We start from the raw sequence: 18,033 nt of genomic DNA on the forward strand, positions 1-18,033 counted from the left end.
TTTTATACAGCAGGTGTTTTCCATTTAGAAATTGCCTGCTGCCATTGATAGCAACGCTCGGCGATTTTTTCTACAGGCAAATCCATAATATCGCCTACTACCGCCACAAGCGCAATTGGTATGCCTGCCAGCTCTGAAATATTTTCTGCAGTTAATCCGCCTATCACACATATGGGTATGTCTTGTTGACAGCCTTCAATCAACTTCTGACGTGAGATAATATCAGCATTCGGTTTTGTGGTAGAATTAAATATGGCACCCATCGCAGCGTAGCTTGCACCATCATCCTTTGCCTCTTTGACTAATTCAATATTCCCATGGCAAGTTCGACCAATTATTTGAGTCGATTCAAGAGACTGCAAAGCATCACCAATTTTGCCATCTCCTTGCCCAAGGTGTACACCAATACCAAGCTTAGCTGCTATTGCAATATCATCATTCATAACGACTGGAACGTCATGTGCTTTGGCCAGCTTAACAATCTGTTTGGCTTCTTCATAAAGCGTTATATGACCATCTGGTAGACTAAGTGTTTGCTTGCGCCGAATCTGCAACAATACGATTAGCCCTGTTGATAAGGCGGCATCTAACTTTTGATACAACAATTCAAATTCATCATCATTGGTCAGCAAATATAGCTTGGGTATCGCAGATGAGGTTGATGACTGATTCATAGGGCAGATCCTTAATCTTAAACTCAACACAATAAAAAGGCTGTTATATGATATAACAGCCTTTTTTACATATTTAAAACAGCGCGTCTATACGGTACGACGTGTCGCCAAACTGTTTAGAATGTTTTTAGCATCGCCCCAACGTGTTGCTGAGCTGTTTGCCCCTAGGATGACGATAATTGCAGGGCGATTATTGACTCGCGTTTCCATCACAACACAGCGCCCAGCTTCGTTAATAAAACCTGTTTTTGAGATACCGATTGGGTAATAACCTGCACGAACCAAGCTACTAGTGTTGTTGGCTTTATAAGTGCGATTACCACTTGAGTAGTTTGAAACAAAGAAGTCATAGCTCTTGGTGGTAGAGAAGCGACGAATCACATCGTAGTTGCCAGCAGCACGAACCATTTTTACCAAATCATTCGATGAAGCAACGTTACGCTTATCAAGACCCGTTGGATCACCGAAAAACGCAGTAGTCATACCTAGATCTTGTGCTTTTCTGTTCATCGCACGGATAAAGGCATTGTAGCCGCCTGGATAGTTACGTGCCAAGCTTTTTGCGGCTGGGTTTTCAGACTTCATCAAAGCCATCAATAGCATCTCGGCACGGTTTAAACGATCGCCTGATTTTAGGCGTGAGCTGGCGCGCTTAGGCCCTACAAAGTCTTCTGGGTCAAGCGTGATTTCTTCACGCATATCGAGACCTGCATCTAGCACAACCATGGCTGTCATTATTTTAGTAATACTGGCCATAGGACGCGCGATGTCAGCGTCTTTTTCGTAGATAGATTCGCCCGTTTCAGCATCAATCACCGCGACACTGCGCGAGTCTGTACTGATTGGGATCATATCACTGCTACCAAATGCGCCGCGATAAGTCGTATTGTATCGAGCGGTATTGTTACTGCTAGCAAAACTGCTGCTATTTGTGATATTGGTCGTACCATAGCCGTTGTCGACTTTTTTGATAGCAGAGCCATTAGACTTGTACATGATGTTACGCGCTTCAGACAAGCTATCAGCACCGCCCCAACTCAAGCGTGCACTAGAAGCTGTCTCAGTGCTACCATTAATTGTAAGTGCGGCTTGTGCAACACTGCCCAAACTCAATGAAATCATAGCAGCGATCAATTGCTGTTTGGTTAATAGTAGTTGCTTCATTATGCCTCCTGCTGTCGCTATCACGCCAGTTACATACTGCCTGACGCCAAGAACGTACGTAGCGTTTATAGATGTGTTTGTAAGTACTCACATAGAGCTTTTGTATTTTTAGTGTATCATGGTTTACATTTAAGTTTAATCTATCAAACTGATTTAACGGTTTTTTTTAGCTTCATTCAAACTTTGATACAACTGATTTATATTTTAGAAACACTGATTAACAATACAGCAATATAACTTAACTTAGAATGTTATGATTCTTTGTACTTTATTATATTAAATGAAGATATTGATACAGCATATTAGCCGTATCCTATGTATTTAAAAGAAAAAACTGTATTTAGAATCAAAAAACGGCTTATGTTAACTTTGTTTTTTCTGTTATTTAATCCTTGTAAAAACATTCATTCTGACAAACGATAAAGAGTATGGTTATGATTAAAGTGTTGGTGGTCGATGATCATGATTTAGTACGGATGGGTATTAGCCGTATGTTGTCAGACAGCCCCGATATCGAAGTAGTGGGCGAAGCAGATAGCGGTGATATGGCAATCAAGCAGGCCAAGCAGTTACGTCCTGACGTGGTCTTGCTAGATGTCAACATGCCCAATATTGGTGGCCTTGAAGCGACCAAACGCTTGATTCAGCTCGATATGGGTATCAAGATTTTAGCTGTTAGTAGTATGTCTGCACAGCCCTACCCCTCAATGCTCATCAAAGCTGGTGTAAACGGTTATATCACAAAAGGTACGCCACTTGATGAGATGATACGCGCTGTCAAAAAAATCTATCAAGGTGGTCGTTATTTTAGCCAAGACGTTGCTGAGCAATTGGCGGACGTCTTATTGTCTGATAATGCCAGCTCGCCTTTTGATTTGTTAAGTGATAGAGAAAAGCAAGTGGCTATGATGGTGGTCAATTGCCAAAGCCCGCAGCAGATTGCTGACCAATTATTTGTCAGCGTCAAAACCATCAATACGTATCGCTATCGTATTTATGAAAAAGTTGGCGTTGATAGTGATGTAAAATTAACGCATTTGGCCATTCGCCATGGTTTGATTCAACCATAAGTTGCTTAGTATCTCCTTTGTCATCATGGTCAATTTATGAAACCTGCCACCACCATCATTTCTGCCATCAGTCGCTATTTACACCACGATGATACACTTCCTTTGCCGCAGCTGCGCAGACTAGGCATTATTTATAGCAGTTATCGTTTTGTCGTCAGTATATTTTCTATGCTGATGGTATATATATCTGCACGCGCCGGTGATAGCGCCTTTCTCCCCAGTTTTTTACAGCAAACAGCCCTGAGCTTTTATGTGATGCTGAGCTTGATTTTGCTCGGGCTGTTTTACGTTGTCACAAAGCAGATGCGCCGACAGTTAGCCTTTGGGCTCGTATTAGACGTTATTATATTAAGCTTATTGCTGTATACAGCAGGTGAGCCGGACTTACAACTGACTATGCTCTATATGGTCGTTGTCGCCGCTAGCTTTATGCTATTGCATGGTTCACAAGCGCTAGTTATCACTTTGTTGGCTATTATTTTTGTTATCTATCAGCAGTTTTTTTATGCCATTGCCAATAGTATGAATTTGGCCAATTTGGGTGATGCTTTGCTGATGTCGGCAAGCTTCTTGGCAGTAGGTGGTTTGAGTTGGTCTATCTCACAACGCTTGGTACAGCTTGAGAAAGTAGCACAAAGTCATGCCAAAGAGGTTGAACGACTCAATGTCATCAATCAAGAAGTCATTACACAAATGGTCAATGGTGTGATTGTCATCGATAAACAGAATATCGTCCTTGCAAATCTTGCGGCCCACCAACTGCTCAGTATCACACAAGATTCATCATTGCCTGCATCTAGCACTTCAACCGATATAAAAGAAATGAGAGGCGATACGCCTCATGCCATTCTATCTAACTTTAAACAACAACTTAGCAAACAGCATTCTCAGCTACTCCAAGCTTGCTTGTCAGTGGCAACAGGACAATCGCGTACGTTTACGTACGATGTGCCTGAGGTGGCAAACGCTTCGATATTTGGTAAGCTACGCGTACAAATCATCCCGCTAAAAGATGATAGCAAATTAATCCTATTGGAAGACTTACGCCGTGAGCAGGCCAGCGCCCAACAATTAAAACTGGCGTCGTTAGGACAACTCACTGCCAGTATTGCTCATGAAATTAGAAATCCTCTAGCCGCCATCTCACAAGCCAGCCAACTACTGATGGAAGACTTGACCGAAATTGAGGAAAATGCATCAAATGTCAACATGACAGCCAATCATGAGCTCTATGAAATGATATTTTCACAAACCAAACGCGTCAACCGTATTATTGAAGATATTTTAAAACTGTCTCGCCAGCAAGCGGCCTCTCAGCAAGCCATTGTTTTGGCTGAGTGGATGCCAGTATTTTTGGATAACTATTTTCAAGGGCACGACATTTTTCTGCATGTAAAAACCCAACCAACCATATCATTTGATCCTCACCAGTTAGAACAAATTTTGATTAATTTGATCAACAATGGCTTGCGTTATAGCAGCTATAGCCATCCTCACGCTTACGTAGAAATCGAGATTTACTGTGCAGACAGCGATGTTATAATTGACATATTGGATGATGGTGATGGTATTAAGACTGAGGATTTAAAACATTTGTTTAATCCATTTTTTACGACAGACAAAGCTGGCACGGGCTTGGGACTATATTTATCGCAAGCCTTTTGTGAAGCCAATCAGGCACGTTTGCTCTATATTCCTGAACATGAAAAAACGTGCTTTCGTTTTATTTCGCCTGCTATTGACTCTGAAAATATCTTTCAAGCCGTGGAAGAAAATCTTTATTAATCCCAGTCATAAATCAAAATACTACTTAATCACAAATGTTTGAACATTACATATTGGTAGCTAATAGCCACCGTACATGATTGATTTACAATTTTTTTTGTAAAAGAAGTTTACCCCTATTTAGACCTAGCTATTAATACTTTGCAGCCATTGAATTTGACGAGATAATGTATGACAACAAGCGCGCTAGTCGTTGATGACGAAGTGGATCTATGCCGATTGATGCAAATTACTTTGACTAAAATGGGCATCAAAAGTGATGTAGCCTATACTTTGGCGCAAGCAAGATCATACTGGCAAGACAATACTTATGATTTTTGCCTCACTGACTTGAAACTACCTGACGGCTCAGGGTTGGAGCTGGTCAAAGAAATCAGCAACAGCTCGAATACACCGATAGCCGTCATCACGGCTCATGGAAGCATGGACCTTGCTATTGAAGCACTGAAGCTTGGTGCTTTTGATTTTGTCAATAAACCACTTGAGCTACCAAGATTACGTCAATTGGTAGAAAACGCTCTAAAGGTTATTCATCAGGATAATGGGGCACAAGCCACGCCTGAATCCTCACCTGAGCAAAAGATGCTGGACGCTAGACTAATCGGTGATTCTGCGATCATGCACCCTCTTAAAAACACCATATTAAAATTGGCACGCTCACAAGCGCCTGTTTTTTTATCTGGTGCGTCTGGTACAGGTAAAGAGGTCGTCGCTAGACTGATTCATGATTTAAGCCCGCGACGAGATGGCAGCTTTGTACCAGTGAACTGCGGTGCAATACCTTCTGAGCTGATGGAGTCAGAGTTTTTTGGTCATAAAAAAGGCAGTTTTACAGGGGCTGTGGCTGACAAGCAGGGATTGTTTCAGCAAGCCAATGGCGGTACTTTATTTTTAGATGAGGTGGCAGACTTACCATTAGCGATGCAGGTGAAGCTGTTGCGTGCTATTCAAGAAAAGACCGTGAGGGCCATTGGTGACACCAAAGAAGTACCAGTAGACATCCGCATTTTATCCGCTACTCATAAAGATTTGAGCCGCTTGGTACAGGATGGCGCATTTCGACAAGATTTGTATTATCGTATCAATGTGATTGAGCTTAAGCTACCGACATTGAATGATCGACGTGATGACATCCCTGTATTAGCAGAGCATTTTTTAGCCATGATTTCTGCTGAGTGGCAGTTAGACGTGCCACCGTCTCTCACGCGTGAAGCCAGCGAACGTTTGCAGCGTCATGACTTTGCCGGTAACGTTCGTGAACTACGTAATTTACTTGAGCGTGCAGTGACGTTGGCGGAAACTTCGGACATTGATATCAGTCATTTAGGCCTACCTGATGTTAGTCACGACCTTAAAGATACGCAAGCTCACAGCAATGCGCAACAATCTAACCATTACGCAAATGAGCAAAACCAATCTCAACCAACTACCCAAACAATGTCTAAAGCAATAGAAAACCGTGAACAGACTCTTCAATCTGACAGTGAGATAACGGCTGTAAAGCACAAGAAAGAAACAACCAACTTGCACCCTTATCGTACTAATACCCAACACTACCCTTCAATGATACAGCGCTCAGTGCCTAATAATACAGAACCATCAACCAGCTCAAGTGATACGAATGAGAAAGTACCCCTCCATCGTCCTATTCAACCAAAAGAGAATGAGACTACAAGCCTGCAAGAACCGCTTGATGGTCAATTGCCAGCCCAAGGGTTGGAGCATTATCTACAGGAACAAGAAAAGCAATTAATCATCACAGCCCTCAAACAAACTGGCTGGAACAAAACCCAAGCAGCAGAACTACTTGGGACGACTTTTCGCTCATTACGTTATCGTATGAAAAAGTTAGAAATTGCAGAAGATCAATCTGAGTAAGTCTTCTATCGGGCCATTGGATTTTTATTTCAGAGATTCAATGGCTGCCTGACGGTATATTGTTAAATCTATCAACAATATACTAATTTGCAGTAGTCTTTCGAATGAAGCGGATGCCAGAATCGAGCGCGCGGGGTTTTAATAAATCCAGCGCCTGCTGCTCCCATGAGCTCTCACTTCCTGACAAAGTAATGTCAGGCTCAACGCCGATGACATCGATCTGCCTGCCTGAGGCTGTCATATAGTTAGCTACTGTCAACTTGACTGCTTGTTCGTCATTGAGTGGTATGACTGACTGTACTGAGCCTTTACCATAGCTTACTTCACCGATGATAGTAGCGCGTTTTTGTGCCTGTAAACTACTGGCCAAAACCTCTGCCGCTGATGCCGAGTAGCGATTTTGTAGAACAACCATAGGTAGAGGCTTAAGTATCGCATCCCCTTGGGTGGTTAGTACGCGCGATTTGTCTTGACGTGCTTGTACTTGTACCACATCGGTATCATTCATAAATAAACTGGCAACGCTCACCGCCGATGTAAGAACACCGCCCGGATTGTCACGCAAATCAAGTAAAATACCTGAGATAGGTGCATCTAAATTAATCAAACCTTCCAACAGCTTTTCACGGCTATTGTTCTGGAATGCAGGTAGTTTAACAATCGCAATGCCATCGACGAGTTTTGTCTCGACAATTTGAGGGTGACTATTATTCCGCTGCAATGTCGTCGTGTGCTTGCGGCGACCCGCTTTAGAAGTGATGATATCTACTTGGGTACCAGCAATCCCTGTTAATAGCTGCTCAACGTCATTACTTTGCCGATTTTCGTCAAGTTTGAATTCACCAACTTGGTGTAAATAATCGCCCACTGCGATGCCTTTTTTATCTGCAGGCGAATCATCAATAACTTCTGTGATGACCCAATAGCCCACCTCTGGCTGATAAGTAACTTGGATACCGATATCACCTACGTCCCCTTCGGTAAAAGCGCGTAGGTTTTCATAGGCCTCCGCATCCAAAAACTCAGCATGGCTATCGAGCTTAGTTAACATACCGCTCATTGCATTATTAAATAACTCCTCATCATTGACCGCGTCAACATACTGACGGCGCACTAAATCAACAACAGCAACAAAGGTCTTTAATGTCTCAGGAGAAATTGCATTCAATGATACTTGCGCAACCTCTGATGGAATACTAGTATCGATATTATCATCATCGTCCATTACCGCACTTTCGTCTGGCATACTGTCTATTGAGTCATCTGATTCGTCGGCAGCATTCAGCATCTCAGTATCATCTTCAGCCACTATATCATCGGCATTCAAACTGATAAGCTGTAGGCTTGATGTCGGACTAGCATCACCGAATGAGGTCACTGCTGCTTGCGCGTCCATACTGACAACACACAATCCAAGCAAACCTATTGCTAGACTGGGCTTAAAGCCTATAAACTTGAAGTATACGGGTTTGGACATAATGGTCGCTAGCGACGACTTCATCACTCGTTGGTCTAATTGTTTAGACAAAGATGCGCACACAAAAGAGATAGGATGCATAAAAAACTCATTTAAATAATAGAATGTATAAAGTTATTGTTATGTATTACCGTATAAGTTAACACCAAAGGCCTCTCTCAAACTAGGGCAGTTTTGCAAATCATCAAGCAAAATCCATCATAAAAAAAGGGAAAGGTAATAGCTACCCCTCCCTTTTCTAGTTTATATCATTCATCCAACGAGCCATGTCTTTACAGATTATCCGATGTACGGATAATCTGAGACAACTGGCTTAAGATGCTGAAACCAATAAACTCTCACCAGTCATTTCGGTGGGTGCATCAACATTCATTAGTGCCAAAATAGTCGGTGCCACATCACTAAGCTTACCGCCACGACGTACCTGTAGTTTTTGTGCGCCTACGTAAATCAGCGGTACATGCTCTGTCGTATGCTGAGTATGTACTTGACCACTTTCGTAGTCTTGCATTTGCTCACAGTTACCGTGATCAGCCGTAATAAGCATGTCACCGCCAGCCGCTTTTACTGCCGACTCGACACGGCCCACACAGACATCCAACGCTTCGACCGCCTTTACCGCAGCATCGAAAACCCCTGTATGACCTACCATATCTCCATTGGCATAATTGACAACGAGCACATCATATTGGCCAGATTCAATCGCTTCTACTAATTTATCCGTGACTTCGGGTGCGCTCATCTCAGGCTTCAAATCATAAGTCGCGACATCTGGAGAGGGTACCAAAATACGCGTCTCGCCATCATACTCTTCTTCACGGCCACCACTAAAGAAAAACGTCACATGCGCATACTTCTCAGTTTCTGCGATACGTAGCTGTGTTTTACCTTGATCCTGCAGATACTCTCCCAAGGTGTTGGCCAAAGACGTTGGATAGTAAGCAATGCTGGTTTTTGCATTGTCCGCCAAAACGTCTGAGTACTTGGTCAACATCACAAAGGCGGCAAGTTTTGGCTGCTTTTGACGGGCAAAACCTGAAAACTCATGATCAGGTAAAACAAAGGCTTGGGCAAGCTCGCGAGCACGGTCGGCACGGAAGTTCATAAATATCAGCGCATCATTGTCTTCGACGGTATAAGGCACCTCATCACGTCCGATGACAGTCGTCGGGCTGATAAATTCGTCAGTCTCACGTGCCTTATAAGCCGCTTGTACAGCACCGTCCGCACGTGTCGACAAGCGATCTGCCTTACCTTCAGTGATCAGCTCATAAGCTTTTTGTACACGATCCCAGCGGTTGTCGCGATCCATTGCATAGTAGCGACCGATGATGCTAGCAATCTGTACGCGCCCGCCTTCATAATGAGCATTAAGCTTATCAATGTAATCACGTAGACGATTGATATATTTATCCGCAGATTTAGGCGGGGTATCACGGCCGTCTAAGAAGCAATGGATAAAGACGTTTTTGGCACCATGAACCAACGCTGAATGGCACATACCCTCGATATGGTCTTGATGTGAGTGAACACCGCCATCAGAGAGCAGACCCATAATATGTACGTTGCCGCCAAGCTCATTGGCCGCTTTTACTGCGTCAACCAATGCTTCGTTTTTGTAGAATTCGCGATTGGCAAGTTCATTTGAGATGCGAGTCGAGTCTTGATAAAGAACACGGCCAGCACCCAAGTTCATGTGGCCAACTTCTGAGTTACCAAACTGACCATCTGGCAGACCCACATCTTCTCCTGAAGCAGAAATCAGTCCATGAGGGTATTTTTGGTAAATTCTATCTAGATTTGGCATATTTGCCGCAGCAATGGCGTTATCTTTATCTTCTTCACGATAACCAAAGCCGTCTAATATCATTAAGACATGCGGCGTTTTTTTATTCTGTGCGCCGTCTTCTTGCTTACTGCTGAGCTGCTGCGCCTGATTGTCGCCAATAGATTCTGATGCTTGCTGGGTACTGGTCATATATTACCGCTCCTCGAGTGAATGAACGCCTTCAATGCTATGTTAGGGTATGGAAAGCCCTATATATTAACACATATCTTAAAATAGCTGAAAAACTGACAATTTTTCACTAAAAAATGATGAGTTTGTATCGTTATCAAAAGCCCAAAACCTACCACAGATACTAGGTAACAATACTGCGTATCAATCTGTAAATCCTACTTGCAATCATTCATCTCATTGGTTAAGATGAATCTATTCTGAAGTGTTGGCTAGTAGATGTTTATTCCCTGAGCCGATAATGCTTTACCAGGATGTGGTACCTATCGTCTCATTGTGTATGCCTGCACCGCTTGCGGTGTATCAGGAAACCTGCAGAGAGGATGACGCATCCGCCCTGAACTTCACGGTTCATGGGTCACCATCTTACAGCGGCACTTCGGTTGTTTCATTCGGTTTGTAAATATGTTCTTTATAATTGATGTATTTACTGCCACCAAAAAGCCCCTTTCGTTAATGACGGGAGGGGCTTTTTCTATGCCTAATGAATGACTAAATCATCGTTACTCATCATTAGCAGATTTGGTAATTTTTTTCACATCTTTAGGGATGTTTTTGGCCGTACCATCAACAGTCGTATGCTGTTTGAATACGTCCCCAAACGGATTTTGCTGTTGTTGACCAAATGGATTTTGGTTATTCATACCGCCTGCGCCACCGAATGGGTTTTGGCCACCCATACCACCAAACGGATTTTGGCCGCCACCCATTTGACCACCCATCTGTTTTGCCATCATTTCCATCATTTTTTGCTGATTGTTCATGACATAGTTATTGGCAAAGTCTTTGAGTTTCTTTTGTACTGGTGGCAAGATCACGAGTAGCGCGAGCACATCACTCAGCACACCTGGAATAAGTAGCAAAATACCAGCGACTGCCATGGCAATGCTCTTAATCATGGTGGACTCTGGTGGACGCATTGCAGGATTCATCATACCACCTGCTTTCATCTGCTGAGCCATCGGATTCAAAGAAGCCATACCTTTGCGTATAAGAGAAATACCGATCACTGCTGCGACAATAAACCACATGAATACCCACCAGCCGCTCATAAACTGAGCAAGCAAATACCACAGTAGCATCTCGATAATAAACCAAACGATGGCTATACCAACTATCTGACCCATAAAGTGTCGTCCTATAAAATAAAAACCAATAAATTGAGCGCCATGCAAATTAAAATGGCTAACATATGATGTATATGGGGATTGGTTGCTATACTATCAAACTTACGGCTGATTTTTAAGCCATAAAACAAAATGTAAGCAAGACGGAATACTATGGCAATTATTATCGGGATCGACCCAGGGTCACGCATGACGGGTTATGGAATAGTCCAGCAGACGGGTGATAAGCTCACTTATATCGATGCAGGCACGATTCGCACAGATACCAAAGAGATGCCTGAACGCCTCAAGCGTATTTTTAATGGATTGACCCGCATTACGCAGCATCACTTAAAATACGCTGACGAGCCTCTCTATACGGCGATTGAACAAGTCTTTATGGCAGAAAACCCTGATTCTGCACTCAAGCTTGGGCAAGCACGAGGCGCGGCTATTGCAGCGATGGTCGCCTTGGATTTAGAAGTATCAGAGTATACTGCTCGGCAGATCAAACAAGCGGTGTGCGGCTATGGTGCTGCTGCTAAAGAGCAAGTGCAGGAGATGGTTTGCCGCATACTACAGTTAGAAGTCGTACCACAGCAGGATGCAGCCGATGGTCTTGCCTGTGCTATTTGTCATGCGCACTCAAGCCATTCTATGAATAAAATACTACTTAATAGCTCTATGCGAGGACGCGGTGGCTCTAAGAAAAAGGGTCGTTGGCGTTTGACCGAAGAAGATTTGGGTAACTTGCGTTAAAGATAGGCGTTAAAGCAGACAAGCTTCAAAACCAATAGGCATTAAAATAGTGAGACAATAAAAAAACACGCTATTGGATGCGTGTTTTTTTATGAGTACCAGCACTGTCACTTTATCATTTGCAGGACGAAATTATAGCGGACTACTCTACGACTGCACTTTCAATGACAGCATCGAGTACATATGCATACTTTTCATCATCATTATCATTTTCTGTTGTCTCATCTGACTCTATTAATTCGTTAGTCTCTAATCGGTAGCGCTGCAATCGTAATACTTCTTCGTGCATACCCTCATGATGGTAGCCATCTATTTCTCCCGCAAATACTCTCCACTTCCCTTCACGAACTTTGACACCTTGATCGTTGTAAGTGACGGGCCTAACTTGGAGACACTGCTTTTCACCATTCATATCACAATTGACTTCTTTGGCATTCACTGCCCAAAATACCGTCTCACCTTTGCTATTGTATTTCGCTTGTGGTGTGAGTCTGCCATTCCATACCAAAGTGACATTATCGTTGGTAAATTGAGTCAATACTGGGCTGTCACTTTGCTCTATTTTTAACTCACTATTTCCTAGCATCAAGGCATTCAATTTATTTTCTGCCATATCGAGTTCGTTACAGGAGATTTTGGTGCTCATTCCTTCCTCGATACTCAATGTATGTCCTTGCAGCTGATAAGCAGCGCTTATTGTATTACAACCGACACTATAGATAAGTGTTTCTGGATTAAATACCAGAGTCCCCTGACCATCGATATCTGTAAGCTCACTTATAGGCTGCTCATTGGCATCCGTTGCACTAACTAAGCTCCAACGATGACGAGACAAAGTATTCATCAGCTTTTCTTTGGGAGTAAATGTCGTCGAGCCAGATTCAGTAGTTGCTGAGTTGGTATCTGAGGCCCTATCCTCAATCGCTAGTGAGTCTACTTTTTCACCAGTATTGGAGATACCTGATCCTTCATTGTCGTGAGCCGTGTTTTCTTTTTGACAAGCGCCTAGTATGAGGCTCACCGCCACAATACTTGGCAATAAAAACGTTGTCAGTGCTGATTTTTTGGCTCTACCTACCATATTACGAACCTCTTAGTAAGCGTATATCAATTTTCTCGATTACTTATTTCTATATACTTGCTGGTCTTGCATCTTTTGAAGAAACATTTAATTAACTGTTCTGGAATATCGTTATTATAATCACGTTAAATTAACCACTATAGACCGAGCATTATTAGCTTATGTAATAAAATGTTGATTTTTATTATGTTTGAAATTCTTTTATTACTCTGCTATCTAATGTCGTTAATTTCATGGACAAAAAAAGGATAGCTAATACATATTAGCTATCCCCGATATTATCTTTAATGAGCAAGCATCTAAAAACAATAGAACTTGCGATGTATCTCTTTATCTAATCATTGATTTCCGCAGGCTTAGCTTTAGCCATGTTTTTGATACTAAAGCGCTCATTCATCATTTGATAAAAACGGGCTAAGTTTTTGCCTTGCTCATTCGGATCAACTTTGAGCACTTTACCAAAATCTAAGCCCAAATATAGCACGATATCTGCAAAGCTCAATTGCTCACCCACCAGATACTCACGACCTTCTAGGATTGTCTCAAAATACCCCATGGCTTTGACAGCACGGGCAATTGATGGCGCAACAAATTCTGGCACTTGTTCAACACGCTGGGCTTTAGACGGATGACTGTGCTGAAACGCTAGCATTAAATTATACATCACCTCAAACTCAGCAATACGGCGCATCGAGCACACTTGGGCACGCTGTATCACGTCATTGCCCATAACAGAACGCTCACCATAGACGCGATCCAGATATTCGCAGACTGCTTGTGAGTCATTGAGCACGGTGCCATCGTCTAATGTTAAGACAGGCACTGTCTGCATCGGATTTATTTTGGTAAATTCGTCTGACATCTGCTCATTTTTGGCAAAATCAATATCAATCACATCAATGTCATCCATATCATCAACATCAATCCCTTTTGATGCCAATAAGATAAGGGCTTTGCGCGGGTTGGGCGCTGTACGGGTGACGTATAATTTTTTCATGATGAACTCCTTGTAAGAATGATTGAATAGAAATTTAGCGCTGATACGCTTTATTATGATGGTGGCACTAATGAGCACCTATCTATTGATACTCCATACCATAGTTATAGCCTACTCTGACCGTCATGGCAAAGGCTTATTACTCATGAGGTAAAAATAGCAAAAGCCCCATAACTTTAAGTCACGGGGCTTTATTTAATCATATTTATGCAACCAGTCCAGTTATTTATTAGGGGCTGGTGTCGTACGTAGGTACGGCTTGATTTCTTTGTGACCTTTTGGATATTTGGCAGCAATGTCTTCGTTTTTGACACTTGGTGGAATGATCACGTCATCACCATCTTTCCAGTCTACAGGTGTCGCGATGTTATACTCATCTGACAATTGTAGCGCATCAATAACACGGATGATTTCATCAAAGTTACGACCACAACTGGCCGGATACGTCAGCGTTAGACGCACCTTTTTATTTGGATCAATGATAAAAACGCTGCGTACCGTATGCGTGCTATCTGCATTAGGATGCATCATGTCATATAATTCAGCCACTTCTTTGTTAGGATCAGCGATGATTGGAAAGTTCATCTCTGTCCCTTGCGTCTCACCGATATCACTCGCCCACGCTTTATGGTCCTCTAAGCTATCGACAGAGATACAAATCGGTTTTACATTGCGCTTTTGAAACTCGCCATTGAGTGCTGCTGCACGACCAAGCTCAGTGGTACATACTGGGGTAAAGTCTGATGGATGTGAGAAAAAAACCACCCAATGATCGCCTGCCCACTCGTGGAAATTAATATCGCCTTCTGTGGTCGCAGCGTCAAAGTTTGGTGCGGTATCGCCTAAACGTAAATGTGCCATGCTTTATTCCTTAGCTATGTTGATGAACGCTTGTATCGACCCGTTGGCCGCGCGCTCTATTATTATCATCGATGTGCTCGCCATAAAAATGCAAAGCACATCCGTAAAAACTGACTTTATAGTAACAAACTGGTTATGAATGTCTTGTGACGGATTGTAATGCGGTTATTCCATTTAACCCTAAGTAGATATATCAATTATTTATTAAACCACCATCCCTGCATCCCATAAGCAAAACTCACCAAACTTGCCTTTTTTACTCACGCCACCAGCCACACGCCCAGCATCAGTCAATACTAGCTCACCATCTTGAGATTGTAGGTAACCCGCTGCAAGCAACTTATCATTTAACTCTTGGGTCTTGAGACCTAATTCTTTAGCAAGCTTGGCGGTGGTCAGTTTAGAATAACTAGGTGCGGCGTCTGTTGTAGATGTGACGATTGCGTTGGTAGGAGCGCTCATTGTTTTGGTGCTAGGTTCAGGCTGGTTCTCAGTTTCAGTGACTTTTTCAAGAGACATCCTAACTTCATCACTGATACGAATAATGCGTTGCGCTTCTTCATAAGTATCAGCATAAAGCTTAGCATCGTCATTACGATAAATCAGTACGCCCATCTCATTATTATTGACTTGGCTAAATTCGTACAGGTTCAAACTGGTAATAATGCACTCGTTTTCATTCAGGTAGCATTTCGCATGCAAGTTTTTGCAAAAGCTGGTACGAATAAACGTTAAGTTTTTTAACCAGTTTATTTCTTCTGGATGTAAGTCATTTTTGCCATAGACAATGCGAATATCGATTTTTAGACGGTTGCGATCTTCTAGCAGCTCTTTAATGCGTTCATTCAGCTTTAAATATGGGCTAATAATAATCAACCGATCAGACGCATTTTTAATCAACTCTTCTAAATGATAAGTCGTCCCACTGCTATTCAAAAATTTTGCCATGCTCACTTCCTTAGATATAACTGTCAAAAACTTCATAATTATTCACAAAAAAGCCCATCCCTAGCGTACTAGAAATGGGCTTGCTTGCAAACTACTATTGTTTAGTATTGTTTCAAAACATCATTTTAGCAATGACATTTTTAGAGACGGGGCCAACAGAGATTACGCGGGCTTGTAGCTATCGCGCAAGCTAACGATTTGGTTAAAGACTGGCTTATCCGTGCTGTGATCTTCGCTATCGGTGATAAAGTACCCTTCACGCTCAAACTGGAAACGCGTGCCAGCATCAGCATGGGCTAAAGATGGCTCAACGACAGCATACAGCTCAGTGAGCGAGTCAGGGTTTAGTGCTTGATGGACATCAGCGACGCCACTTGGGTCCTCAGCACTGAATAGTTGCTCGTACATGCGCACGGTCGCTGGCACACCTTGACTGGCTGATACCCAATGAATCACCCCTTTAACCTTGCGGCCTTCAGGATTGTTGCCCAGCGTAGCAGGATCAATTGTCGCTTTTAGCTCAACAACATTGCCATTTTCATCAGTGATATGCTCAGTGACGGCTAGCACGTAAGTGTTACGCAGACGAATCTCTGGCTTTTCTGGTGATAGGCGCTTGTAGCCTGCTGGAGGTTCAATCTCGTAATCACCTTGATCGATATATAAAGTCTCGGTAAACGGAATCTCACGCTCACCCATATCGACGTTAGGATGGTTCGGCTGCGTCAACCAAAGCGTCTGCGTCGCATCGTCAAAACGTGCATTAACGCTATCGGCTTTTTGCGTCTCCCAACTGCTGACGGCATCAGAGAAGTTAGTGATGGTCACCTTTAATGGCTTTAGTACCGCCATGCCGCGACCAGTAGTCGTCTCTAACGATTGACGAACGCTAAACTCTAGTAAACGAAAATCAACCACGCTATCGGCTTTGGTCACGCCCACACGCTCACAAAAGTCACGCAAGCCCTCTGGCGTATAACCACGGCGGCGCATACCAGCGACGGTCGGCATACGTGGATCGTCCCAACCACTCACGATGCCTTCATCAACGAGCTGCTTAAGCTTACGCTTACTGGTCAATGTATGATCCACATTTAAGCGGCTAAACTCATATTGATGCGGCGGCACGTCAAAGCCGATCTTGGCGATGACCCAATCATAGAATGGACGATGGTCTTCAAACTCAAGCGTACATAGTGAATGGGTAATACCTTCGAGCGCATCAGAGAGTGGATGCGCAAAGTCATACATCGGATAAATGCACCATTTATCACCAGTCTGATGATGAGATTGATGCATCACGCGGTAAATGACAGGGTCACGCAGGTTCATATTTGGGCTTGCCATATCGATCTTGGCGCGCAATACCGCCTTACCTTCAGCGTACTTACCGTCTTTCATATCATTAAAAAGGGCTAGGTTTTCCTCAACACTGGCATCACGCTGCGGAGATGGCGTTCCCGCTTCATTAAATGAACCACGGTTATCGCGAATCTGCTCAGGCGTTTGCAAATCGACATAGGCATCGCCTTGCTCGATTAACTGTATTGCCCATGCATGTAGCTGATCAAAATAACTTGACGCGTGATACGCCTCGCCTGCCCACTCAAAACCGAGCCATTTCACATCATTTTCAATATTATCGATATAATCTTGTTTTTCTGCAGTTGGGTTGGTGTCATCAAAACGCAGGTTACACACACCGCCGAACTCTTTGGCCACACCAAAGTTTAGGCAGATAGATTTTACGTGACCTAAGTGCAAGTAGCCATTTGGCTCAGGCGGAAAACGTGTGACAATTTGCTGGTATCTTTGCGCATTGACATCGTCACGAATGATATTACGAATAAAGTCGTTTTTTACTTCGTCTTTTTGTGCATTGTTGCTTGAGTGCTCACTCATCGGATATTGCTCCTAACGCAAATTGTCAATTTGTGATACGTGCCATCACGCATTACAAAACGTTCAAAATAAATTATTAAAATAAATTGGGATATAAAAACTCAGATAACGCGTCCGCATTATCACAATTTATCAAAGCTGATCAAAAATGGCTAAAGTTGCGTTATTCTATCAGCTTTTGCAAACGCATTAACAGCCTGATACATGACACGGGATAAAAAAGCCGTTAGACTACCCGTAACTTTTTAACAACCAACTTTTAACCACCACTTGACAGCATCATTTAAGGCGCTGCAATCAAAAAGGAATATCCC

Annotated in this window: 14 protein-coding genes and 1 other RNA gene; 5 read left to right on the plus strand and 10 right to left on the minus strand. The window is 43.0% G+C overall.

Features of this window, described 5'->3' with window-relative positions; translation table 11 throughout:
• Positions 1 to 2: 2 nt before the first annotated feature.
• Together AS194_RS12900 and AS194_RS12905 are read right to left on the minus strand one after the other, a co-directional pair.
• Positions 3 to 674, minus strand: coding sequence for a thiamine phosphate synthase (locus AS194_RS12900; RefSeq protein WP_058025903.1), 672 nt, complete (start codon positions 672 to 674; stop codon positions 3 to 5).
• A gap of 87 nt (positions 675 to 761) precedes the next feature.
• Positions 762 to 1,838 (minus strand): serine hydrolase, encoded by a 1,077-nt coding sequence (locus AS194_RS12905; RefSeq protein ID WP_058025904.1) that lies wholly within the window; start codon positions 1,836 to 1,838, stop codon positions 762 to 764.
• A 434-nt stretch (positions 1,839 to 2,272) separates the two neighbouring features.
• On the opposite strand from AS194_RS12905, the gene AS194_RS12910 reads away from it, so the two are divergent.
• From AS194_RS12910 to AS194_RS12920, 3 genes are all read left to right on the plus strand, one after another.
• Entirely contained in the window at positions 2,273 to 2,908 is a 636-nt protein-coding gene (locus AS194_RS12910) for a response regulator (protein WP_058025905.1), read from the plus strand.
• A gap of 36 nt (positions 2,909 to 2,944) precedes the next feature.
• Positions 2,945 to 4,693 carry a sensor histidine kinase gene (locus AS194_RS12915; RefSeq protein ID WP_058025906.1) on the plus strand — a complete coding sequence of 583 codons (1,749 nt, stop codon included), beginning with the start codon at positions 2,945 to 2,947 and terminating at the stop codon, positions 4,691 to 4,693.
• A 171-nt stretch (positions 4,694 to 4,864) separates the two neighbouring features.
• Positions 4,865 to 6,571 carry a sigma-54-dependent transcriptional regulator gene (locus AS194_RS12920; RefSeq protein WP_058025907.1) on the plus strand — a complete coding sequence of 569 codons (1,707 nt, stop codon included), beginning with the start codon at positions 4,865 to 4,867 and terminating at the stop codon, positions 6,569 to 6,571.
• 82 nt (positions 6,572 to 6,653) lie between these two features.
• On the opposite strand, the gene AS194_RS12925 is transcribed toward AS194_RS12920, so the two are convergent.
• The gene (locus AS194_RS12925; protein ID WP_227511660.1) at positions 6,654 to 8,048 is read right to left on the minus strand and encodes a S41 family peptidase; all 1,395 of its coding nucleotides are present in this window, start codon (positions 8,046 to 8,048) and stop codon (positions 6,654 to 6,656) included.
• 313 nt (positions 8,049 to 8,361) lie between these two features.
• Positions 8,362 to 10,026 carry a 2,3-bisphosphoglycerate-independent phosphoglycerate mutase gene (gene gpmI / locus AS194_RS12930; protein ID WP_083499704.1) on the minus strand — a complete coding sequence of 555 codons (1,665 nt, stop codon included), beginning with the start codon at positions 10,024 to 10,026 and terminating at the stop codon, positions 8,362 to 8,364.
• Positions 10,027 to 10,259: 233 nt separating this feature from the next.
• Between gpmI and ssrS the strand changes: the two genes are divergently transcribed.
• Positions 10,260 to 10,455: non-coding RNA, 6S RNA (ssrS, locus tag AS194_RS13410), on the plus strand.
• Positions 10,456 to 10,568: 113 nt separating this feature from the next.
• Here ssrS and AS194_RS12935 read toward each other — a convergent pair.
• Positions 10,569 to 11,192: an FxsA family protein gene (locus tag AS194_RS12935; protein WP_058025908.1), complete on the minus strand. Its 624-nt coding sequence runs from the start codon at positions 11,190 to 11,192 to the stop codon at positions 10,569 to 10,571.
• 153 nt (positions 11,193 to 11,345) lie between these two features.
• Here AS194_RS12935 and ruvC point away from each other — a divergent pair, with 153 nt between their 5' ends.
• Positions 11,346 to 11,930, plus strand: coding sequence for a crossover junction endodeoxyribonuclease RuvC (gene ruvC, locus AS194_RS12940; protein WP_058025909.1), 585 nt, complete (start codon positions 11,346 to 11,348; stop codon positions 11,928 to 11,930).
• Positions 11,931 to 12,072: 142 nt separating this feature from the next.
• On the opposite strand, the gene AS194_RS12945 is transcribed toward ruvC, so the two are convergent.
• From AS194_RS12945 to AS194_RS12965, 5 genes are all read right to left on the minus strand, one after another.
• Entirely contained in the window at positions 12,073 to 13,011 is a 939-nt protein-coding gene (locus AS194_RS12945; RefSeq protein WP_058025910.1) for an META domain-containing protein, read from the minus strand.
• A gap of 334 nt (positions 13,012 to 13,345) precedes the next feature.
• Positions 13,346 to 14,008: a glutathione S-transferase family protein gene (locus AS194_RS12950; RefSeq protein ID WP_058025911.1), complete on the minus strand. Its 663-nt coding sequence runs from the start codon at positions 14,006 to 14,008 to the stop codon at positions 13,346 to 13,348.
• 222 nt (positions 14,009 to 14,230) lie between these two features.
• Positions 14,231 to 14,869 carry a peroxiredoxin gene (locus AS194_RS12955; RefSeq protein WP_058025912.1) on the minus strand — a complete coding sequence of 213 codons (639 nt, stop codon included), beginning with the start codon at positions 14,867 to 14,869 and terminating at the stop codon, positions 14,231 to 14,233.
• Positions 14,870 to 15,073: 204 nt separating this feature from the next.
• The gene (locus tag AS194_RS12960; RefSeq protein ID WP_058025913.1) at positions 15,074 to 15,817 is read right to left on the minus strand and encodes a phospholipase D family protein; all 744 of its coding nucleotides are present in this window, start codon (positions 15,815 to 15,817) and stop codon (positions 15,074 to 15,076) included.
• Between the two features lie 162 nt (positions 15,818 to 15,979).
• The gene (locus AS194_RS12965; RefSeq protein ID WP_058025914.1) at positions 15,980 to 17,719 is read right to left on the minus strand and encodes a glutamine--tRNA ligase/YqeY domain fusion protein; all 1,740 of its coding nucleotides are present in this window, start codon (positions 17,717 to 17,719) and stop codon (positions 15,980 to 15,982) included.
• Positions 17,720 to 18,033 lie beyond the last annotated feature (314 nt).

It is taken from the genome of Psychrobacter piscatorii, from assembly GCF_001444505.1.
Taxonomy (GTDB): Bacteria; Pseudomonadota; Gammaproteobacteria; order Pseudomonadales; family Moraxellaceae; genus Psychrobacter; species Psychrobacter piscatorii_B.